The following is a 20,011-nucleotide window of genomic DNA, read 5'->3' as shown; positions in this document are numbered from 1 at the left end:
AAGCTGATGAGGAAGTACGTCCGATGGCCGGGAAAACGCTCTACGACAAGCTCTGGGATTCGCATTTGGTCAAACAGCGCGACGACGGTTCGGCGCTGATCTACATTGACCGCCATATCATCCATGAAGTGACCTCGCCGCAGGCGTTCGAAGGTCTGCGGCTGGCGAAGCGCAAGCCGTGGCGGATCGACTCGATCATCGCCACGCCTGACCACAACGTGCCGACCACAGCCGAACGCAAGGGTGGCATCGGTGCCATCGAGGATCAGGTGTCGCGCTTGCAGGTGCAGACCCTCGACGATAACTGCGACGAGTACGGCATCACCGAATTCAAGATGAATGATCCCCGCCAGGGCATCGTCCACGTAATCGGCCCGGAGCAGGGTGCAACCCTGCCAGGCATGAGCGTGGTCTGCGGCGACTCGCACACCTCTACCCACGGCGCCTTCGGTGCGCTGGCCCACGGCATCGGCACTTCCGAGGTCGAGCACGTGCTCGCCACCCAGTGCCTGGTCGCCAAGAAAATGAAGAACATGCTGGTGTCGGTCGAAGGGCAATTGCCGTTCGGCGTGACGGCCAAGGACATCGTTCTGGCGGTGATCGGCAAGATCGGCACGGCAGGCGGTAACGGTTACGCCATCGAGTTCGCCGGCAGCGCGGTTCGCGACCTGTCGATCGAAGGCCGTATGACCATCTGCAACATGTCCATCGAAGCGGGTGCCCGGGTCGGTATGGTGGCCACCGACGAGAAGACCGTCGAGTACGTCAAAGGCCGTCCGTTCGCACCCAAGGGCGCGGAGTGGGACCTTGCTGTCGAAGCCTGGAAGGACCTGGTGTCCGACCCGGACGCTGTGTTCGATACCGTGGTCAGGCTGGATGCCGCACAGATCAAGCCGCAGGTCAGCTGGGGCACCTCGCCGGAAATGGTCCTGGCGGTCGATCAGAACGTGCCGGACCCTGCGCAAGAGCCGGATCTGGTCAAGCGTGGCTCCATCGAGCGTGCGCTCAAGTACATGGGCCTGAAAGCCAATCAGCCGATTACCGATATCCAGCTGGACCGGGTATTCATCGGTTCCTGCACCAACTCGCGTATCGAAGACCTGCGTGCTGCGGCCGATGTTGCCAAGGGCCGCAAGGTGGCCGCGACCATCAAGCAGGCCATCGTGGTGCCGGGCTCGGGGCTGATCAAGGAGCAGGCCGAGAAGGAAGGGCTGGATAAGGTGTTCATCGATGCTGGCTTTGAATGGCGCGAACCGGGCTGCTCCATGTGCCTGGCGATGAATCCGGATCGCCTGGGGTCCGGCGAGCACTGCGCGTCGACTTCCAACCGTAACTTCGAAGGTCGTCAGGGGGCCGGTGGCCGGACGCATCTGGTGAGCCCGGCAATGGCCGCTGCCGCTGCGGTCAATGGCCGTTTCATTGATGTTCGCGACCTGATCCAGCACTGAGGAGTCCCGTATGAAAGCCTTTACCCAGCATCATGGCCTGGTCGCTCCTCTGGATCGTGCCAATGTCGACACCGACCAGATCATTCCCAAGCAGTTTCTCAAGTCGATCAAGCGCACCGGCTTCGGCCCGAACCTGTTCGATGAATGGCGTTATATGGACGTGGGGCAGCCTTACCAGGATAACTCCAAGCGTCCGTTGAACCCTGACTTCGTCCTCAACCACGAGCGTTACCAGGGTGCCAGCGTGCTGTTGGCCCGGGAAAACTTCGGCTGCGGCTCCAGCCGCGAACACGCCCCGTGGGCACTGGAAGAGTACGGTTTCTGCGCAATCATCGCGCCGAGCTACGCGGACATCTTCTTCAACAACAGCTTCAAGAACGGCTTGTTGCCGATCATCCTGTCCGAAGAAGACGTCGATCAACTGTTCAAGCAGGTGGAAGCCACGCCCGGCTATCAGTTGAATATCGATCTGCAGGCGCAGACCGTGACCCGTCCGGATGGCAAGGTCCTTAGCTTCGAAATCGATGCGTTCCGCAAGCATTGCCTGCTCAATGGCCTGGATGACATCGGCCTGACGCTGATGGACGCTGAGGCAATCGCCGGTTTCGAGAGCAGGCACCGCGCCAGCCAGCCATGGCTGTTCCGCGACTGATCGATCAACAGCGGATGCTGCATGTTTGCCAGTAAGGTGCAATTGCGCCTTGCTGGCAAAAGTGTTTTGGCCGGACGCTAAATTTTCTGTGGTATTGAGCGTTTCAAGCAGGCGTTGTCAAAGACGCCGATGCACAAAATCGAGGATGTTATGAGCAAGCAGATTCTGATTCTCCCAGGTGATGGTATTGGTCCGGAAATCATGACCGAAGCGGTCAAGGTGCTGGAGCTGGCCAACGAAAAGTATCAACTGGGGTTTGAATTGACCCACGACGTGATCGGTGGCGCGGCCATCGACAAGCACGGCGTGCCGCTGGCCGATGAAACCCTGGATCGTGCCCGTGCGGCCGACGCCGTGCTGCTCGGTGCAGTCGGCGGCCCGAAATGGGACACCATCGAGCGCGACATACGTCCTGAGCGCGGTCTGCTGAAAATCCGTTCGCAACTGGGCCTGTTCGGCAACCTGCGTCCGGCGATCCTGTATCCGCAACTGGCCGACGCGTCGAGCCTGAAGCCGGAAATCGTCGCCGGCCTGGATATCCTGATCGTTCGCGAGCTGACCGGTGGTATCTACTTCGGTGCGCCACGCGGTACGCGGGTGCTGGATAATGGCGAGCGTCAGGCCTACGACACGCTGCCGTACAGCGAAAGCGAGATCCGCCGCATTGCCAGGGTCGGTTTCGATATGGCCATGGTGCGTGGCAAGAAGCTCTGCTCGGTGGACAAGGCCAACGTACTTGCGTCCAGCCAGCTGTGGCGTGAAATCGTCGAGCAGGTCGCCAAGGATTACCCTGAAGTCGAACTGAGCCACATGTACGTCGACAATGCCGCCATGCAACTGGTGCGTGCACCCAAGCAGTTCGATGTGATCGTGACCGACAACCTGTTCGGCGACATCCTCTCCGATCAGGCGTCGATGCTCACCGGCTCCATCGGCATGCTGCCGTCGGCCTCGCTGGACACGGCCAACAAGGGCATGTACGAGCCATGTCACGGCTCGGCGCCGGACATCGCCGGCAAAGGCATTGCCAATCCGTTGGCGACCATTCTGTCGGTGTCGATGATGCTGCGTTACAGCTTCAATCTGACCGATGCGGCCGACGCCATCGAAAAGGCTGTCAGCCTGGTTCTGGATCAGGGTATCCGCACCGGCGACATCTGGTCGGAAGGCAAAGTCAAAGTCGGTACGCAGGAAATGGGCGATGCGGTAGTCGCCGCGCTGCGGAATCTGTAATCTCTCTGGCCCGCCGCCTGCTGTGTACGCGCAGAGCGGCGGTCCCACTTTTATTCAAGGTGTAGTTGCGATGAAACGTGTAGGTCTGATCGGTTGGCGTGGCATGGTCGGTTCCGTGCTCATGCAGCGGATGCGGGAAGAGCAGGACTTCGATCTCATTGAGCCGGTGTTCTTCACTACTTCCAATGTCGGTGGCCAGGCGCCTTCGGTGGGCAAGGATGTTGCGCCCCTGAAAGACGCCTACAGCATCGACGAGCTGAAAACCCTGGACGTGGTGCTGACCTGCCAGGGTGGCGACTACACCAATGAGGTGTTCCCCAAGCTGCGCGAAGCGGGCTGGCAGGGTTACTGGATCGATGCGGCGTCCAGCCTGCGTATGCAGGATGACGCGGTCATCGTGCTGGATCCGGTCAACCGCAAGGTTATCGACCAGCAACTGGACGCGGGCACCAAGAACTATATCGGTGGCAACTGCACCGTCAGCCTGATGCTGATGGGGCTGGGCGGCCTGTTCGATGCCGGTCTGGTCGAGTGGATGAATGTCATGACCTATCAGGCAGCCTCCGGCGCCGGCGCGCAGAACATGCGTGAGCTGATCAGACAGATGGGCGCGGTGCATGCCTCGGTGGCCGATGATCTGGCCAACCCGGCCAGCGCCATTCTGGATATCGACCGCAAGGTGGCTGAAGCCATGCGCAGCGAGTCATTCCCTACCGAGAACTTCGGTGTGCCACTGGCGGGCAGCCTGATCCCGTGGATCGACAAGGCGCTGCCAAACGGCCAGAGCCGCGAAGAGTGGAAAGGCCAGGCCGAGACCAACAAGATCCTCGGTCGCTTCAAGAGCCCGATCCCGGTGGACGGCATCTGCGTGCGCATCGGCGCCATGCGCTGCCACAGTCAGGCGCTGACCATCAAGCTCAACAAGGATGTGCCGATTGCGGACATCGAAGGGTTGATCAGCCAGCACAACCCGTGGGTCAAGCTGGTGCCGAACAATCGCGAAGCCAGCATGCATGAGCTGAGCCCGACGGCGGTGACCGGGACCATGAGCATTCCTGTGGGGCGTTTGCGCAAACTGAACATGGGTTCGCAGTACCTGGGCGCTTTTACCGTGGGTGACCAGCTGTTGTGGGGCGCTGCGGAGCCGCTGCGTCGCATGCTGAGAATCCTGCTGGAGCGTTGAGGCTCGGTTTTACAGCAAACCCGCTTTCCGAAAGGATGGCGGGTTTTTTAATGCCTGATACTTTTGATTGATCGCCTTTTGTCCCTATATATGGGATTGAAATTTACATATTGAGATAAGTGTAACAACAGGTTTATAGTCGTCCTGCACTCACTTCCAAAAAAACAACAGGTGACGCAATGCAGGCGCAATTGATCGCGCTCGATTGGGGGACAACCTCACTTCGTGCTTATCGACTTGGCGAACACGGCCAGGTACTGGAACAGCGCGCATTGAGCGCGGGCATCATGCAGTTGCCGACCACGCCGCGGCTGATCGCGGGGCAGTTCTGCAGTGACGGTTTCGAGTTGGCCTTTGACCAGGCGTGCGGCGACTGGCTCGATGCCCAGCCGGACCTGCAGGTGATTGCCTGTGGCATGGTCGGCAGCGCACAGGGCTGGCGCGAGGCGGCCTACCGGGAAACGCCGGCCAGCGTCAATGAGCTGAGCGCAGCGTTGCAGACGGTGCGCAGCATGCGCGGCGTGACGGTGCACATCATCCCCGGCGTCCTGCAGCGCTCGACCCTGCCCAACGTCATGCGTGGCGAAGAAACCCAGGTGCTGGGTGTGCTGGCAGGGCGCGAAGACGGGCAGGGCAGCCAGCCTCTGCTGATCGGTCTGCCCGGCAGCCACTCCAAATGGGTGCAGGTAGAACGGGGTCGCATCGTTCACTTCGATACCTTCATGACCGGCGAGGTCTACGCCGCGCTCTGCGCGCACACCATTCTGGGACGCACCATGCAGCCTTCGGAGGCGTTCGACGAGCAGGCGTTTGACCGCGGCTTGTCGATTGCCCTGTCCGACGCGGGCTCTGCGGGGCCGCTGTCGACGATTTTCAGCACACGAACGCTCGGCCTGACCGGGCAATTGGCTGCCAGTGCGCAACCTGACTATCTTTCCGGCCTGTTGATTGGCCATGAACTGGGCGCCATCGCCAGGCTGCATCTGCACAACCACGAACAATTGCCTGCGGTGATCCTCATCGGCAGCGATTCGCTGTGCACGCGCTATGCGCGCGGGCTGGCCGTTTGTGGCTTTCCCGGGGTGACATTGGCCGAGCAGGCGACCGAGCGCGGCCTCTGGCAGGTCGCCGTTCAGGCCGGCCTGATCGCGCGCCGCTCGTCCCAACACATTCGAGAGGTTTGACATGCTCAAGCAAGCATTGAAAGAAAATGGTCTGGTCGCGATTCTGCGCGGCCTGCGCCCCGAAGAAGCACCTGCCATGGGCGATGTGCTGTACGAGGCGGGGTTTCGGGTCATCGAAGTGCCGCTCAACTCCCCGCAACCGTTCGACAGCATCCGCCTGTTGCGTCAGCAGTTGCCTGCCGATTGCCTGATCGGTGCTGGCACCGTGCTCACCGCTGAACAGGTGACTCAGGTCAAGGACGCCGGCGGGCAGGTGATTGTCATGCCGCACAACGATGCCAAGGTGCTGCGTGCGGCCAAGGCGGCCGGGCTGTTCCTGTCGCCAGGGGTCGCGACGCCGACCGAAGCCTTTGCCGCGCTGGCCGAAGGCGCTGATGTGCTCAAGCTGTTTCCTGCCGAGCAGATGTCGCCGGCGGTGGTCAAGGCGTGGCTGGCTGTCCTGCCCAAGGGCACGATTCTGCTGCCGGTCGGGGGTATTTCGCCGGACAACATGAAGGTATTTCTCGACGCCGGCGTGAAGGGTTTTGGCCTGGGCTCCGGGCTGTTCAAACCCGGCATGAGCGTCGCAGACGTCACAGAGCGTGCCCAGGCTTATGTGGCGGCCTGGAAGCAGCACAGCGCAGCGCTTGCAGACTGAACGGCGCAGCAGACGCCGCCGTGCAGCAGCCGCTATCCAACAAGAGAATCAACAAGAGAAACCGCACCCATGAAAATCACCAAACTCACCACGTTCATCGTTCCGCCGCGCTGGTGCTTCCTCAAGGTCGAGACCGACGAGGGCGTTGTCGGCTGGGGCGAGCCAGTGGTCGAAGGCCGCGCGCACACGGTTGCTGCCGCGGTGGAAGAGCTTTCCGATTACCTGATCGGCAAGGATCCGCGCAACATCGAGGACATCTGGACCGTGCTGTACCGCGGCGGCTTCTACCGCGGCGGCGCGATCCACATGAGTGCGCTGGCCGGCATCGATCAGGCGTTGTGGGACATCAAGGGCAAGGCGCTGGGGGTGTCGGTCAGTGACCTGCTCGGCGGTCAGGTACGTGACAAGATTCGCGTCTATTCGTGGATCGGCGGTGATCGGCCCGCCGATACGGCACGCGCCGCGAAGGAGGCGGTAGAGCGCGGTTTTACTGCGGTGAAAATGAATGGCACCGAAGAGCTGCAGTTTCTCGACACCTTCGACAAGGTCGACCTGGCGCTGGCCAACGTGGCCGCTGTGCGTGATGCCGTTGGGCCGAATGTCGGCATTGGTGTGGACTTCCATGGCCGGGTTCACAAGCCGATGGCCAAGGTGCTGATGAAGGAGCTGGACCCTTACAAGCTGATGTTCATCGAAGAACCGGTGCTCAGCGAGAACTATGAAGCACTGAAGGAGTTGGCACCGCTGACCAGTACGCCGATTGCGCTGGGCGAACGGCTGTTCTCGCGCTGGGACTTCAAGCGCGTGTTGAGCGAAGGCTACGTCGACATCATCCAGCCCGATGCCTCGCACGCCGGTGGCATTACCGAAACCCGCAAGATCGCCAACATGGCCGAAGCCTACGACGTCGCGCTGGCGCTGCATTGCCCGCTGGGGCCTATCGCGCTGGCAGCGTGCCTGCAACTGGACGCGGTTTGCTACAACGCCTTCATCCAGGAGCAGAGCCTGGGTATCCACTACAACGAAAGCAACGACCTGCTCGACTACGTCAAGCACCCCGAAGTCTTCGACTACGACCAAGGCATGGTCAAGATCCCCAACGGCCCCGGCCTGGGCATCGAGATCAACGAAGAGTACGTCATCGAACGCGCCGCCATCGGCCACCGCTGGCGCAACCCGATCTGGCGGCATGCGGATGGCAGTTTTGCGGAGTGGTAGAACAACAACTCCGCTAATCGTTTCGGCGCTCTGCGCTCATCGCCATCCATAAGCCCTGAAGAGCCCGGAAAATGGGCGTTCAGGCTTCTGCCCGCAGGGCGTAGGAGCGAACGTATTCGCGAAAAGGCCGACGTGTTCTCTGAAAATGTTTCGTTTGAACAATGTCTTCGCGAGCACGTTCGCTCCCACGGCCTTTGGCCAGAATCAAAAGCGCACTGGTGCATAACGATGAGCGCTCTGCGCGGGAACGAGAACCGGCGTGCCTTCAGCTCAGTTATATCGAAACACAGACCTCAATAAATCCAACAAGAGGCTACATTCCATGCGCACTCGAACTCTGGAGGGTGCGGCATCCCTGGTGACGCCGTCCCGCAAACGTTTCTTTATCATGGTGCTGCTGTTCATCACGGTGGTGATCAACTACCTGGACCGCAGCAACCTGTCGATTGCCGCACCAGCGCTGACCTCCGAACTGGGCCTTGACCCGGTGCATGTCGGGCTGATCTTTTCTGCGTTCGGCTGGACCTACGCCGCCATGCAACTGCCCGGTGGCTGGCTGGTGGACCGCGTGCCGCCACGCATTCTCTACACCGCAGCCCTGCTGCTGTGGTCCATCTCGACCATCATGCTCGGCTTCGCCGCCAGCTTCATCGCCCTGTTCGTACTGCGCATGGCGGTCGGCGCGCTGGAAGCACCTGCCTATCCGATCAACAGCCGCGTAGTCACCACCTGGTTTCCCGAGCGCGAGCGGGCCACTGCCATCGGCGTCTATACCTCCGGGCAGTTCGTCGGCCTGGCGTTTCTGACCCCGGTGCTGGCCTGGTTGCAGGCGCACTACGGCTGGCACATGGTGTTTGTCGCTACAGGGGGAGTCGGCGTGCTGTGGGCAGTGATCTGGTACACGGTGTATCGCGAGCCACGTGATTTCAAAGGCGTCAATCAGCAGGAAATCGAGCTGATCCAGAAGGGCGGCGGGCTGGTGGACATCCAGAAGGATGTCGAAAAACAGAAGCAGGCGTTCAGCTGGCTGGACCTGAGCATTGTGTTGAGCAAACGCAAGCTGTGGGGCATCTACCTGGGGCAGTTCTGCCTGAACTCCACGCTGTGGTTTTTCCTGACCTGGTTCCCGACCTACCTGGTGAAATACCGGGGCATGGACTTCATCAAGTCTGGCCTGCTGGCGTCGTTGCCGTTCCTCGCCGCGTTTGTCGGTGTGTTGTGCTCGGGCTTCTTCTCCGACTGGCTGATCCGCCGCGGGCATAGCGTAGGCTTTGCGCGCAAGCTGCCGATCATTGCCGGGCTGCTGATCTCGACCTCGATCATCGGTGCCAACTTCGTCGACTCGACGCCGCTGGTGATCACCTTTCTGGCGCTGGCGTTCTTCGGCAACGGCCTGGCGTCGATCACCTGGTCGCTGGTCTCGACCCTGGCACCGGCGCGCCTGCTGGGCCTGACCGGTGGCACGTTCAACTTCATCGGCAACCTCTCTGCCATCGCCACCCCGATCGTGATCGGCTTTCTGGCATCGGGAGACTCGTTCGCGCCTGCCATCACCTACATTTCGGTCCTGGCACTGTTGGGCGCGCTGTCGTACATCCTGCTGGTAGGGAAAGTGGAGCGTATCGAGCTCTGATGTCGACGTCTCTGGACTCAGGCGGCGATAATGCCGCCGGTTTTCGATCCGAACCCTTTTGATCCGAGCAAGGCCTCTCATGCACAACGATTCGATCACCCCTGAAAACATCACCGGCAAGGATTCCGTACCCACCGGGACTCAGACCTTGCTGCGCGGGCTGGGGGTGGTGCAGGCGGTTGCCGGTGGCGCACGGGACCTCAAGGAGATCGCCCGGCTGATCGGCACCACGCGCAGTACCACGCACCGCCTGGCCAGTTGCCTGGTCGAGGAGCGTTACCTGCGGGTCGTTCCTCAGGTGGGCTATCTGCTCGGCCCGAAATTGATCGAACTGGGATTTCAGGCGCGTGAAGAGGTGCCCTTGGCGATGCTCGCCCGGCCGTATCTGGATCGCTTGTCGGAGCTGACCGGCGATACCGTGCATCTGGCAGTGCGGGAAGGGGACGACGTGCTCTATCTGCACAAGAATCCCGGTCGCAATGGTCCGGAAATGCGTTCGCGGGTCGGGCATCGGATGCCGCTGGTGCGCACCGGTATCGGCAAGGCGCTGCTGCTGGACAGTGCTCAGTCCGAGTGGCAACGGTTGTATGAAATCAGCATGCCGAGCACAGGTAGAAATCCGCTATGGCCTGCTCATGAGCAGCAAACCTGGGAGCAGTTGAAGGCGCGGCGCGAGGAGTATGTACAAGGGGGGTATGCATTCGATCTGGAGGACAACGAACCGTCGATCCGTTGTGTTGCAGCGCCGGTACGTGATGCCAGCAAACAGATCGTTGCCGGCATCAGTGTCGCCAGTACCGTGCCCTACATGCCGCTGGAGAAGATGGCCGAGCTGGTTCCGCTGATCAAAACCATCGCAGCGGAACTCTCGGCCGATCTTGGCGGCTGATCGGCAGTCGATCAGGCCTTCAGCGTGGCCATGTCGATCACGAAGCGGTACTTCACGTCACCGGCCAGCATGCGCTCGTAGGCTTCGTTGATGTTGCGAATATCGAGCATCTCGATGTCGCAGGTGATGTCATTTTCGGCACAGAAATCCAGTACTTCCTGAGTTTCCGCTATACCACCGATCAACGAACCGGCCAGCACGCGGCGGCTCATCACCAGATTGGCTGCATGTACCGGCGGCTCGACCGGCTCGATCAGGCCGACGAGGATATGTACGCCATCGAAACGCAGGGTTTCCAGGTAGGGGTTCAGGTCATGCTGGACCGGAATGGTGTCGAGCAGGAAGTCGAAGTGCCCGGCAGCAGCCTTCATCTGTTCAGCGTCGGTGGATACGATCACATGATCTGCGCCCTGGCGACGCGCTTCCTGCGCCTTGGCGGCGGAACGAGTGAACAGGGTCACTTCAGCGCCCATGGCTTTGGCGAACTTGATGCCCATATGGCCCAGGCCGCCCATGCCCAGAATGCCGACCTTGTCGCCAGCCTTGACGCCGTAGTGCTTGAGCGGCGAATAAGTGGTGATACCTGCGCAGAGAATCGGTGCAGCGGCGGCCGGATCGAGTTTTTCCGGGACGCGCACGACAAAGTGCTCGGCGACCACGATGCTGTTCGAGTAACCGCCCATGGTGTTGCTGCCGTCCACGCGGTCTGGCGTGGCGTAAGTCATGGTCGGGCCTTCCAGGCAATACTGCTCGAGGTCTGATTTGCAAGCCGAGCATTCGCGGCACGAATCTACCATGCAGCCGACACCGACCATGTCACCGACCTGGTACTGGGTTGCACTGCTGCCGGTGGCAGTGACACGACCGACGATTTCATGGCCCGGCATCAGCGGGTAGACGGCGATGCCCCATTCGTTGCGTGCCTGGTGAATATCGGAGTGGCAGACGCCGCAATAAAGGATTTCGATGGCAACGTCGTCGGCACGCAGAGCGCGACGTTCGAAGGTCATCGGGGCGAGGGGTGCGGTAGCTGACTGTGCGGCGTAACCGATAGCTGTGTACATGTTTGACCTCGCAAGGTGTGACGGAAGAGAGGCGAACCATTGTCCTGATACGGGCCCTTCGCGGCTATGGTGAATCCTCCGTGTTTCATGCCTATTCCTCCGGTCTGATAGTTCGGGGTCGGCGCTGAGGCGCAAATCTGCGATTATATGACTGTCTGTTTCTCTGTCAGGCGGTGCTCATGAACTTACCTGTTGTGCTGGATGGCAATGCCACCCTTGTGTCCCTGATCCAGCCGCTGGCGGTGCGCCCGGGGTTCGTCGCGACGCCGTTGCCGGAGGTACGTGTGCTTTCGGCGTTTGGTTATGTCGCCAGCAGCCCGCAGATCTACGAGCCAAGCCTGATGATCGTGGTACAGGGCAGCAAGGTCGCGTGCCTAGGGCCGCGCACGTTCGAATACGGCACCGGGCATTACCTGATTCAGGCGCTCTCTGTGCCGTTCAAGTGTGAAACCTTCGCTACTCCGGAAAAGCCGCTTTACGGCGTTTCAGTGGCCATCGACCGGGTATTGCTCGGTGAGCTGGTGCAGGCGATGGGCCCGGTCACCGGCCAGGAGAGTCAGGTGCAGACGCCGGAATCGATGACCTCGGTGCGTATCGACAACAGCATGCGCGACAGTGTCGAGCGTCTGCTGCGTTGTCTGCATGATCCGCTGGAGTGTCAGGCCATGGGCCAGGCACGGATTCGCGAGGTGCTGTATAGCGCGCTGCGCGGACCGCAGTCAGGGGTTTTGCGTGCGCTGGTCGAGCAGCAGGGGCAGTTCGCACGAATTGCTTCTGCGGTGACCTACCTGCATGAGCATTATGATCACGCACTGAACGTCGACACGCTGGCCAGTTGCGCGAACATGAGCACGTCGACCTTTCATGAGCATTTCAAGCGCAGCACGCTGTTGTCGCCGGTGCAATACCTCAAGCGTCTGCGCCTGCTCAAGGCTCAGCAATTGCTGGTGGCCGAGGGCCTGGGGGTGGCGCAGGTCGCGTTGAAGGTCGGCTATCAAAGCGCGTCGCAGTTCAGTCGTGAATACAAGCGCTACTTCGAGCGCAGCCCGGGGGAGGAGAGCAGCAATCTGCGTGTCCCTGCCTGAATAAAAAAAGCCCCGAAAGGGGCTTTCTCTATTGAGGCTTGCTGCGGCTCATTACATATTCGGGTAAGTAGGTCCGCCAGCGCCTTCCGGTGCTACCCAGGTGATGTTCTGCGACGGGTCCTTGATGTCGCAGGTCTTGCAGTGCACGCAGTTCTGCGCGTTGATCTGGAAGCGCTTCTCGCCGTCTTCCTTGGTGATGACTTCATACACGCCAGCCGGGCAGTAACGCTGAGCCGGCTCGTCGTACAGCGGCAGGTTCTTGCTGATCGGGATGCTCGGATCGGTCAGCTTCAGGTGGCAGGGTTGTTCCTCTTCATGATTGGTGCTGGAGAGGAACACCGAACTGAGCTTGTCGAAGCTGAGCTTGCCGTCGGGTTTCGGGTAATCGATCTTCTTCGAGTCGGCTGCCAGCTTGAGGCAGGCGTAATCCGGCTTGGTGTCGTGCAGGGTGAACGGCAGCTTGCCGCCGAAAATGTTCTGATCGATGAAGTTGAATGCGCCACCCTTGATCGCGCCATATTTATGGATCGCCACGCCAAAGTTGCGGCTGGCGAACAGCTCTTCATGCAGCCAGCTGGCCTTGAAGGCATCCACGTAGGAGGTCAGCACGTCGCCACCTTCCTTACCGGCCAGCAGCGCGTCGGCCACCGAATCGGCGGCCAGCATGCCCGACTTCATGGCCGTATGGCTGCCCTTGATCTTGGCGAAGTTCAGCGTGCCCAGATCGCAGCCGATCAGCGCGCCGCCGGGGAAGACCATTTTCGGCAGGGAGTTCAAGCCACCCTTGGCAATCGCGCGGGCGCCGTAGCTGATGCGCTTGCCGCCTTCCAGGTATTGCTTGACGACCGGGTGGTGCTTGTAGCGCTGGAACTCGTCGAACGGCGACAGGTACGGGTTGCTGTAGGACAGGTCGACGATCAGGCCGACCACTACCTGATTGTTCTCCAGGTGGTACAGGAACGAGCCGCCCGGATTGGCATCGTCCAGCGGCCAGCCTGCGGTGTGCACCACCAGCCCTTGTTCATGTTTGGCCGGGTCGACTTCCCAGATTTCCTTGAGGCCGATAGCGTAATGCTGCACGTCGGCTTCGTCGTCGAGGTTGAAGCGCTTGAGCAGCTGCTTGCCGATGTGACCACGGCAGCCTTCGGCGAACAGCGTGTACTTGGCGCGCAGTTCCATGCCGGGGGTGTACAGGCCTTCCTTCGGATTGCCTTCGCGGTCGACACCCAGATCCCCGGTGACGATGCCGCGCACTACACCGTTTTCGTCGAACAGCGCTTCCTGAGCGGCAAAGCCAGGATAGATTTCGACACCGAGGTTTTCAGCCTGCTGAGCCAGCCAGCGGCACAGGTTGCCCAGCGAGATGATGTAGTTGCCATGGTTGTGCATGGTCTTGGGGACGAAAAAGTCCGGTATTTTCTGAGCTTTTTCAGCATCGCGCAGCATATAGATGTCGTCGCGCTTGACCGGCGTGTTGAGCGGAGCGCCCAGTTCCTGCCAGTTGGGGAACAGTTCATTCAGCGCGCGGGGCTCGAATACCGCACCGGAGAGGATGTGCGCGCCGACTTCGGAGCCTTTTTCCACCACGCAGACGCTGATTTCCTGGCCAGCTTCAGCGGCCTTCTGTTTAAGGCGGCAAGCGGCAGAAAGCCCGGACGGGCCGGCTCCGACGATAACGACGTCGAATTCCATGTATTCGCGTTCCACAGGCTATCTCCTACTCTCAAGGCTCACGGTGTTTTTATGGGCACTGCTTTTTTGGTCGCTGCAGGCCGACGCATGGAGGTATTGAACCGTCCCGTCTTTTAATGGTTCGCATTATATCTACACCACTGCACGGGTCCAATACAAACGTTTGTTTGAATCGGCCGCAGGCCAGATAAATCAAAGACACCAGACTCGGAACTGGCCGATTTGGCGTATTGACCGGAAAAGGCGTTGCGGTCAATATACGGGCGGTTTTGCGTTTGCCGTAGGCTGAAACGAGGTTTCCGGATTGCGGGCAATCTCTCAAAAGGCATCAGGCAGACGCGCTGCAGGCAACAGGTCAACGTCGCACGGCGCATTTTACACACCCAGCCGCTGCTTGACGGGTGACTCCCGGCTTTTATATGGCTTTTTAAAGTCGTCCGGGTGGCCTGCACGCATTGCGATTGCTTGTTGAGGACACATATCGATCGCCTGGTGCCGCCGGGCGACTTCTTTTCACCGGAGAGTGAGGAATCCATGAAGGTTCTTGTAGCTGTCAAACGAGTGGTCGACTACAACGTCAAGGTTCGCGTCAAGGCGGACAACTCCGGCGTCGATCTTGCCAACGTCAAAATGTCCATGAACCCGTTTTGCGAAATCGCCGTTGAAGAGGCTGTTCGCCTTAAAGAGAAGGGTGTAGCCACCGAAATCGTCGTCGTCACCATCGGTCCGACCACGGCTCAGGAGCAACTGCGTACCGCCCTGGCGCTGGGTGCCGACCGCGCCGTGCTGGTCGAGTCCGCCGAGGAGCTGACTTCTCTGGCCGTGGCCAAGCTGCTCAAGGCCGTGGTCGACAAGGAGCAGCCACAGCTGGTGATCCTTGGCAAACAGGCCATCGACAGTGATAACAACCAGACCGGCCAGATGCTGGCTGCGTTGAGCGGCTACCCGCAGGGTACGTTCGCATCCAAGGTTGAAGTGACCGGTGACAAGGTTGCCGTGACCCGCGAAATCGACGGCGGCCTGCAGACCGTTTCCCTGAGCCTGCCAGCCATCGTGACCACGGACCTGCGTCTGAACGAGCCACGCTACGCGTCACTGCCCAACATCATGAAGGCCAAGAAAAAGCCGCTCGAAGTGCTGACCCCGGAGGCGCTGGGCGTTTCCACGGCCTCGACCAACAAGACCCTCAAGGTTGAAGCGCCGGCTGCACGCAGCGCCGGCATCAAGGTCAAGTCGGTGGCCGAACTGGTCGAGAAACTGAAAAACGAAGCGAAGGTAATCTAAATGACGATCCTGGTTATCGCTGAACACGACAACGCGACCGTAGCCCCGGCTACGCTCAACACCCTTGCTGCTGCCCAGAAGATCGGCGGTGACATCCATTTGCTGGTGGCCGGGTCCGGCGTGAGCGCCGTTGCCGACGCCGCCGCCAAAATTGCCGGTGTGACGAAAGTGCTGGTGGCCGACCACGAAGCCTACGCGCACCAACTGCCTGAAAACATCGCACCGCTGGTCGTGGAGCTGGCTGCAGGCCATAGCCATGTTCTGGCTGCGGCAACGTCCAATGGCAAGAACATCCTGCCGCGCGTCGCTGCTCAGTTGGATGTCGATCAGATCTCCGAGATCGTTTCAGTGGTTTCCGCTGACACCTTCACTCGTCCGATCTATGCCGGTAATGCCATCGCCACCGTACAGTCGACGGCTGCGGTCAAGGTCATTACCGTACGTGCCACCGGCTTCGACCCGGTGGCTGCAGAGGGTGGCTCGGCCGCTGTCGAGGCGGTGTCGGCTGCTCACGATGCCGGCAAGTCCAGCTTCGTCGGTGAAGAACTGGCCAAATCCGATCGTCCGGAACTGACCGCGGCCAAGATCGTCGTTTCCGGTGGTCGCGGCATGCAGAACGGCGACAACTTCAGGCACCTGTACACGCTGGCCGACAAGCTCGGTGCGGCAGTGGGCGCTTCCCGAGCTGCGGTCGATGCCGGTTTCGTACCCAACGACATGCAGGTCGGTCAGACCGGCAAGATCGTTGCTCCTCAGCTGTACATCGCAGTCGGTATTTCCGGCGCCATTCAGCATCTGGCCGGTATGAAGGATTCCAAGGTGATCGTTGCGATCAACAAGGATGAAGAGGCGCCGATCTTCCAGGTCGCCGATTACGGTCTGGTGGCTGACTTGTTCGAAGCCATCCCCGAGCTGGAGAAGCTGGTTTAAGCCACGCGCTTCCACTATAAAGAGAACCCGTTCCATTCGGGGTTTGCGCACCAGCGGTTTACGGTGCGCCTGCCTGGATGAAGCGGGTTTTTTATTGCGTATCGAAAGGACTTTTCATGGTGCATTCCCGGCTGCTGTCTTCGCTTCTCCTCGGGCTGATCACGCTGCCGACGCTGGCATCCGCCGCAGGCAAGTGCGAGCGTCTGATCGTGACCGGCAGCCCGGACGCGCCGCCGTATCTGTGGCGTGATCCCCAGGATCCGCGCCACCTGATGGGGGCCAATGCCGATCTGCTCACCCAGGCGGCAGGCGAGCTGGGTATCAAGGTCGAATTTCTGTATGGCGGCAAGCGCACTCAGGCGCTCGAAGAGGTGCGCACCGGGCGCATGGACCTGCTGGCTGACGCGCCATTGAATGTCGCACAACTCGAAGCGCTGGATTACATTCATCCGCCGATCGTGCAGAACGAGATCATGGTCTGGACGCGTCACGATCACAGCGTGCCGTTCAATGCTGTGAGCGAGCTGCAGGGCCATCCCGGCGCCATGTCGGAAAAGACCCGCCTGACGCCTTCCTTCGAGGTGCTGGCCAGACAGAATCTGACCCTGGAGCGCCTGCCCGCACTCACACCTGCCTTTCAGAAGCTGGCATTGGGTGAGGTGGATTACGTGCTTGCCGGGCGTTATGCCGGTATGGTCATGGTGCAGACGCTGGGTCTTTCCAAAGACCTGACGGCACAGCCTATACCGGTCGATACGCCGGGTTTCTATCTGGCCTTGTCGTTCAACTCGGCCTGCAATGAACCATGGTTGCGCGGACAGCTGGCGAAAAAGATGACAGAATCGGCCGCCTCTGGCCTTGCGGGCGATGTCATCAGGCACAACCTGGAGTTGTGGAAAGCCCAACTGTTGCAACCCGCCAGCGCCAGCGCACCCAACAAGTAGGGATGTTTTTGTGAGTATTCGTTTTTCAATTGCCGTCATGGCAATCGCCACGCTGGCCGGTTGCGCCAGTGATCCGGTACCAACCGAGCAGTTCAAGCTGACCGAGCAGGCGCTGGAGCAGGCCAAGGCGGTCGGCGCGAGTGATGATCAACCCGAGATGGAAGTCGCTCAGGCAGGGTTTGCCGAAGCCCGCGCTTCCATGGCAAGCCATGCCTACAAGGACGCGCGTATGAAAGCCGAGCAGGCCGAGCTTGATGCGCGCCTGGCTGAAGCGCGAGTGTTGACCCTCAAGAGCCAGGAGCAGGTCAATCAGTTGAATACCCGCCTCAATCGCTTGCGCAAGCAGCTGGGGGAGGCGCAATGAAGCGTATTCCGCGTGTCCTGAGTGTGTGTCTGTTGCTGGGTGCGGCTGGCCTTTATGGTTGTGCCGGTCACCAGGACAGCGGCCAGGCGTTGCAGCAGGCCAGTGCCGACTTCCAGAAGGTCAAGGAAGATACCGATGTGCTGCGCAGTGCACCCAAGGATGTCATTCGTGCGGGTGAATCGCTGGCTCGCGCCGAGCGTCTGTCCAGTTACCTGGGGAGTGGCGCCGATGTCGCTCACTACGCCTACCTCAGCAGCCGCTACAGCGAGATCGCGCGTGAGCACAGCAACCTGATGCTGAGTCAGGAGCGTCTGGCGAAAATGGACATGGAACGTCAGCGTATGCAGTTGGCACTGCGCGAAGCCAAGCTGGCCAGCGCCCAGCAGCAGGGCCGTTGGCTGGAGGATCAGATCCTCAGCCTGGCCACCACCGAAACCGACCGCGGGCTGGTCATGACCCTGGGCGATGTGCTGTTCGACGCCGGACATGCCGAGCTGAAAAACTCGGCCAGCCGTACCATTCTCAAGGTTGTGCAGTTTCTGCAGATCAATCCGCGCCGAGTGGTCCGCATCGAAGGCTATACCGACAGCACGGGCGATCGTCAGGAAAACCTGAAGCTCTCGAAAGACCGGGCGCAAGCAGTCGCTGATGTGCTGATGGACCTGGGCATCGACGAAAAACGCATTCAGGTCGAAGGCTATGGCCAAGAGTTTCCTGTGAGTGCCAATACCTCCGAGCGGGGCCGCGCGCAAAACAGGCGTGTCGAGATCGTTTTCTCGGACGAAAAAGGTCAGCTGGGCGCAGCTCGCTGATAAATAGACGATAAAAAAGCCCTATGCCGGAAACGGCCTCGGGCTTTTTTGTCTTTAATCACATTGATTATGGCGTTTCTGCCCGCGTTTATTTTCACTCAGCAGCCATCAATGCTGGCCTGTCTTCAAACTGTTCCCGTACACTTCCGATCTGTGCCGGTTATTACGCATCTGTATTTTCAAAAATAATAAATCACCGGTCTTTTCGAGGCTGTGTCATGACCAATCTCTTGCTCTACCAGCGTATCGCTCAGCAGTTGGCCGAAGACATCCGCCGTGGTGTGTATCAGCCCGGCGAGCGTGTGCCGTCCGTTCGCAAAATGAGTTCGCAGCTCAACGTCAGCCATGCGACTGTATTGCAGGCTTACGCGAACCTTGAAGACCAGGGGCTGATCCGGGCGCGTCCTCAATCCGGCTACTACGTCCATCAAACGCCCGCGCTGACAGCGTCCACCCCGGATATCGCGCGGGTCGAGCGGCCCGGCCTGGTCACACGCAGCAGCATTATCCAGCAAGTGCTCGAAGAGTCGCGCCGCGAAGGCGTATTCGCCCTCGGGGCCGCCGTGCCTCATGTGGATTACCTGCCGGTGCGCGCGCTGCATCAGCAGCTGGCCAAGGTCACGCGTTTTCACAGCCCACGGGCCTTCAGTTACATGTTCAGCCCTGGCTTCGAACCCTTGCGCAGGCAGGTCGCGATCCGCATGCGCGACGCCGGTGTAGTGGTCGACCCGTCAGAAGTGGTCATCACTCACGGCTGCGTGGATGCGCTGCAGATGGCCCTGCGGGTGCTGACCCGGCCCGGCGATCTGATAGCCGCCGAATCACCGGCTTATTACGGGTTGCTGCAACTTGCCGACCTGCTGGGTTTGAAAGTCATTGAAATCCCCAGTGATCCGGCCACCGGCATCAGTCTTGAAGCCTTGCAACTGGCGGCCAATCAATGGTCCATCAAGGCCCTGGTGCTGACCTCACGGCTGAGCAATCCACTGGGCGGCACCATGCCCGAGGAGCGGCAGAAAAACCTGCTGCGGCTGACCTCGGATTTCGATATCCAGGTGGTTGAAGACGACGTCTACGGCGAGTTGATGTTCGAAGTAGGGCGGACCAAGGCGCTCAAGGCCTTCGACCGGCTGGGGAGGGTGATTTACTGCTCAAGCTTCTCCAAGACCTTGTCACCGGGTGTGCGCATCGGCTGGATGATAGCCGGCAAATACCAGGCGGAAATTCAGCGCCTGCAGACCTTCAGTACTCACTCGGCGTGCAGTGTCACGCAAATGGCCGTCGCCGCGTACCTCGAAAACGGCGGCTATGATCGGCACCTGCGCTTCATTCGGCTCGAATACCGCAAGAACCTCAGTGCGTATCAGCTGGCGGTGCAGCAGTTCTTTCCCGAAGGCACGCAGATGAGCCGTCCCGCAGGGGGCTTTATCCTCTGGGTCAGTCTGCCGGGCAGGGTCAATACCCAGGAGTTGCACGTGCGTGCGCTCGAGCAGGGCATCAGCATTGCACCCGGGCTGATTTTCAGTAATACCGAGCAGTTCAACCACTGTATTCGTTTGAATTGCGGCATGAAATGGAACAAGGAAGCCGAGCGGGCATTGATGACATTAGGGATTCTGGCCAAGCAGTTATGTCAGGAAGCTGTCCAGGCTTATTGATTGGCAAAGATATTTGTCAATTCTTCGGAACTCTTGTCTTGTCAGGTTGGCCTCAAAAGGACAGCATGTGTTTCTTTCCGGCTTTTTGCCACTGTCTTGCC

Annotated in this window: 18 protein-coding genes; 16 read left to right on the top strand and 2 right to left on the bottom strand. The window is 60.2% G+C overall.

The genetic code is table 11. The features are described 5' to 3' along the window. Nucleotides 1–23: 23 nt before the first annotated feature. The 9 genes from leuC (at nucleotide 24) to PCPL58_RS18570 (ending at nucleotide 10,077) form a co-directional block, all read left to right on the top strand. Complete coding sequence (gene leuC, locus PCPL58_RS18610; RefSeq protein WP_065350121.1) at nucleotides 24–1,448, top strand: 3-isopropylmalate dehydratase large subunit; 1,425 nt, start codon at nucleotides 24–26, stop codon at nucleotides 1,446–1,448. A gap of 10 nt (nucleotides 1,449–1,458) precedes the next feature. Beyond that, nucleotides 1,459–2,100, top strand: a complete 642-nt coding sequence (gene leuD / locus PCPL58_RS18605) for a 3-isopropylmalate dehydratase small subunit (RefSeq protein ID WP_003366655.1) — start codon at nucleotides 1,459–1,461, stop codon at nucleotides 2,098–2,100. A gap of 150 nt (nucleotides 2,101–2,250) precedes the next feature. Beyond that, entirely contained in the window at nucleotides 2,251–3,333 is a 1,083-nt protein-coding gene (gene leuB / locus PCPL58_RS18600; protein ID WP_003366657.1) for a 3-isopropylmalate dehydrogenase, read from the top strand. 70 nt (nucleotides 3,334–3,403) lie between these two features. After that, nucleotides 3,404–4,516: an aspartate-semialdehyde dehydrogenase gene (gene asd, locus PCPL58_RS18595; protein ID WP_002552957.1), complete on the top strand. Its 1,113-nt coding sequence runs from the start codon at nucleotides 3,404–3,406 to the stop codon at nucleotides 4,514–4,516. Nucleotides 4,517–4,695: 179 nt separating this feature from the next. Continuing rightward, nucleotides 4,696–5,700 (top strand): 2-dehydro-3-deoxygalactonokinase, encoded by a 1,005-nt coding sequence (locus tag PCPL58_RS18590; RefSeq protein WP_065350120.1) that lies wholly within the window; start codon nucleotides 4,696–4,698, stop codon nucleotides 5,698–5,700. Between the two features lies 1 nt (nucleotide 5,701). Then, the gene (locus tag PCPL58_RS18585) at nucleotides 5,702–6,337 is read left to right on the top strand and encodes a 2-dehydro-3-deoxy-6-phosphogalactonate aldolase (RefSeq protein ID WP_065350119.1); all 636 of its coding nucleotides are present in this window, start codon (nucleotides 5,702–5,704) and stop codon (nucleotides 6,335–6,337) included. A 69-nt stretch (nucleotides 6,338–6,406) separates the two neighbouring features. Continuing rightward, a complete protein-coding gene (dgoD, locus tag PCPL58_RS18580; protein ID WP_003366667.1) occupies nucleotides 6,407–7,555 on the top strand; it encodes a galactonate dehydratase in 1,149 nt (382 codons plus the stop codon). A gap of 322 nt (nucleotides 7,556–7,877) precedes the next feature. Next, a complete protein-coding gene (locus PCPL58_RS18575) occupies nucleotides 7,878–9,188 on the top strand; it encodes an MFS transporter (protein ID WP_065350118.1) in 1,311 nt (436 codons plus the stop codon). Nucleotides 9,189–9,267: 79 nt separating this feature from the next. Then, nucleotides 9,268–10,077, top strand: coding sequence for an IclR family transcriptional regulator (locus PCPL58_RS18570; protein WP_065350117.1), 810 nt, complete (start codon nucleotides 9,268–9,270; stop codon nucleotides 10,075–10,077). Nucleotides 10,078–10,088: 11 nt separating this feature from the next. On the opposite strand, the gene PCPL58_RS18565 is transcribed toward PCPL58_RS18570, so the two are convergent. Next, complete coding sequence (locus tag PCPL58_RS18565) at nucleotides 10,089–11,141, bottom strand: NAD(P)-dependent alcohol dehydrogenase (RefSeq protein WP_003366675.1); 1,053 nt, start codon at nucleotides 11,139–11,141, stop codon at nucleotides 10,089–10,091. A gap of 179 nt (nucleotides 11,142–11,320) precedes the next feature. On the opposite strand from PCPL58_RS18565, the gene PCPL58_RS18560 reads away from it, so the two are divergent. Further along, entirely contained in the window at nucleotides 11,321–12,226 is a 906-nt protein-coding gene (locus PCPL58_RS18560) for an AraC family transcriptional regulator (protein ID WP_003433116.1), read from the top strand. A 51-nt stretch (nucleotides 12,227–12,277) separates the two neighbouring features. Here the strand turns inward: PCPL58_RS18560 and PCPL58_RS18555 are convergent, their stop codons facing one another. Further along, the gene (locus PCPL58_RS18555; protein WP_065350116.1) at nucleotides 12,278–13,933 is read right to left on the bottom strand and encodes an electron transfer flavoprotein-ubiquinone oxidoreductase; all 1,656 of its coding nucleotides are present in this window, start codon (nucleotides 13,931–13,933) and stop codon (nucleotides 12,278–12,280) included. A gap of 519 nt (nucleotides 13,934–14,452) precedes the next feature. Between PCPL58_RS18555 and PCPL58_RS18550 the strand changes: the two genes are divergently transcribed. From PCPL58_RS18550 to PCPL58_RS18525, 6 genes are all read left to right on the top strand, one after another. Then, nucleotides 14,453–15,202, top strand: a complete 750-nt coding sequence (locus tag PCPL58_RS18550; protein ID WP_003366681.1) for an electron transfer flavoprotein subunit beta/FixA family protein — start codon at nucleotides 14,453–14,455, stop codon at nucleotides 15,200–15,202. Further along, complete coding sequence (locus PCPL58_RS18545) at nucleotides 15,203–16,132, top strand: electron transfer flavoprotein subunit alpha/FixB family protein (RefSeq protein WP_003366683.1); 930 nt, start codon at nucleotides 15,203–15,205, stop codon at nucleotides 16,130–16,132. It begins immediately after the preceding gene. A 116-nt stretch (nucleotides 16,133–16,248) separates the two neighbouring features. Beyond that, on the top strand, nucleotides 16,249–17,076 hold the full coding sequence (locus PCPL58_RS18540) for a substrate-binding periplasmic protein (protein ID WP_065350115.1): 828 nt from the start codon (nucleotides 16,249–16,251) through the stop codon (nucleotides 17,074–17,076). Nucleotides 17,077–17,086: 10 nt separating this feature from the next. Next, nucleotides 17,087–17,440 carry a DUF4398 domain-containing protein gene (locus tag PCPL58_RS18535; protein WP_003345625.1) on the top strand — a complete coding sequence of 118 codons (354 nt, stop codon included), beginning with the start codon at nucleotides 17,087–17,089 and terminating at the stop codon, nucleotides 17,438–17,440. Then, nucleotides 17,437–18,252, top strand: a complete 816-nt coding sequence (locus PCPL58_RS18530) for an OmpA family protein (protein ID WP_065350114.1) — start codon at nucleotides 17,437–17,439, stop codon at nucleotides 18,250–18,252. The genes PCPL58_RS18535 and PCPL58_RS18530 overlap by 4 nt, the downstream gene beginning before the upstream one ends. 218 nt (nucleotides 18,253–18,470) lie before the next feature. Next, complete coding sequence (locus tag PCPL58_RS18525) at nucleotides 18,471–19,910, top strand: aminotransferase-like domain-containing protein (RefSeq protein ID WP_003366691.1); 1,440 nt, start codon at nucleotides 18,471–18,473, stop codon at nucleotides 19,908–19,910. Nucleotides 19,911–20,011 lie beyond the last annotated feature (101 nt).

Source organism: Pseudomonas cerasi (assembly GCF_900074915.1).
Lineage (GTDB): Bacteria > Pseudomonadota > Gammaproteobacteria > Pseudomonadales > Pseudomonadaceae > Aquipseudomonas > Aquipseudomonas cerasi.
The sequence above is the reverse complement of the archived record's forward strand: the minus strand, read 5'-3'. Positions and strand labels throughout refer to the sequence as shown.

What these genes read in the sequence shown, in the direction of transcription:
- leuC (WP_065350121.1), top strand. Translation starts at nt 24, where the DNA reads ATGGCCGGGAAAACGCTCTACGACAAGCTCTGGGATTCGCATTTGGTC.
- leuD (WP_003366655.1), top strand. Translation starts at nt 1,459, where the DNA reads ATGAAAGCCTTTACCCAGCATCATGGCCTGGTCGCTCCTCTGGATCGT.
- leuB (WP_003366657.1), top strand. Translation starts at nt 2,251, where the DNA reads ATGAGCAAGCAGATTCTGATTCTCCCAGGTGATGGTATTGGTCCGGAA.
- asd (WP_002552957.1), top strand. Translation starts at nt 3,404, where the DNA reads ATGAAACGTGTAGGTCTGATCGGTTGGCGTGGCATGGTCGGTTCCGTG.
- PCPL58_RS18590 (WP_065350120.1), top strand. Translation starts at nt 4,696, where the DNA reads ATGCAGGCGCAATTGATCGCGCTCGATTGGGGGACAACCTCACTTCGT.
- PCPL58_RS18585 (WP_065350119.1), top strand. Translation starts at nt 5,702, where the DNA reads ATGCTCAAGCAAGCATTGAAAGAAAATGGTCTGGTCGCGATTCTGCGC.
- dgoD (WP_003366667.1), top strand. Translation starts at nt 6,407, where the DNA reads ATGAAAATCACCAAACTCACCACGTTCATCGTTCCGCCGCGCTGGTGC.
- PCPL58_RS18575 (WP_065350118.1), top strand. Translation starts at nt 7,878, where the DNA reads ATGCGCACTCGAACTCTGGAGGGTGCGGCATCCCTGGTGACGCCGTCC.
- PCPL58_RS18570 (WP_065350117.1), top strand. Translation starts at nt 9,268, where the DNA reads ATGCACAACGATTCGATCACCCCTGAAAACATCACCGGCAAGGATTCC.
- PCPL58_RS18565 (WP_003366675.1), bottom strand. Translation starts at nt 11,141, where the DNA reads ATGTACACAGCTATCGGTTACGCCGCACAGTCAGCTACCGCACCCCTC.
- PCPL58_RS18560 (WP_003433116.1), top strand. Translation starts at nt 11,321, where the DNA reads ATGAACTTACCTGTTGTGCTGGATGGCAATGCCACCCTTGTGTCCCTG.
- PCPL58_RS18550 (WP_003366681.1), top strand. Translation starts at nt 14,453, where the DNA reads ATGAAGGTTCTTGTAGCTGTCAAACGAGTGGTCGACTACAACGTCAAG.
- PCPL58_RS18545 (WP_003366683.1), top strand. Translation starts at nt 15,203, where the DNA reads ATGACGATCCTGGTTATCGCTGAACACGACAACGCGACCGTAGCCCCG.
- PCPL58_RS18540 (WP_065350115.1), top strand. Translation starts at nt 16,249, where the DNA reads ATGGTGCATTCCCGGCTGCTGTCTTCGCTTCTCCTCGGGCTGATCACG.
- PCPL58_RS18530 (WP_065350114.1), top strand. Translation starts at nt 17,437, where the DNA reads ATGAAGCGTATTCCGCGTGTCCTGAGTGTGTGTCTGTTGCTGGGTGCG.
- PCPL58_RS18525 (WP_003366691.1), top strand. Translation starts at nt 18,471, where the DNA reads ATGACCAATCTCTTGCTCTACCAGCGTATCGCTCAGCAGTTGGCCGAA.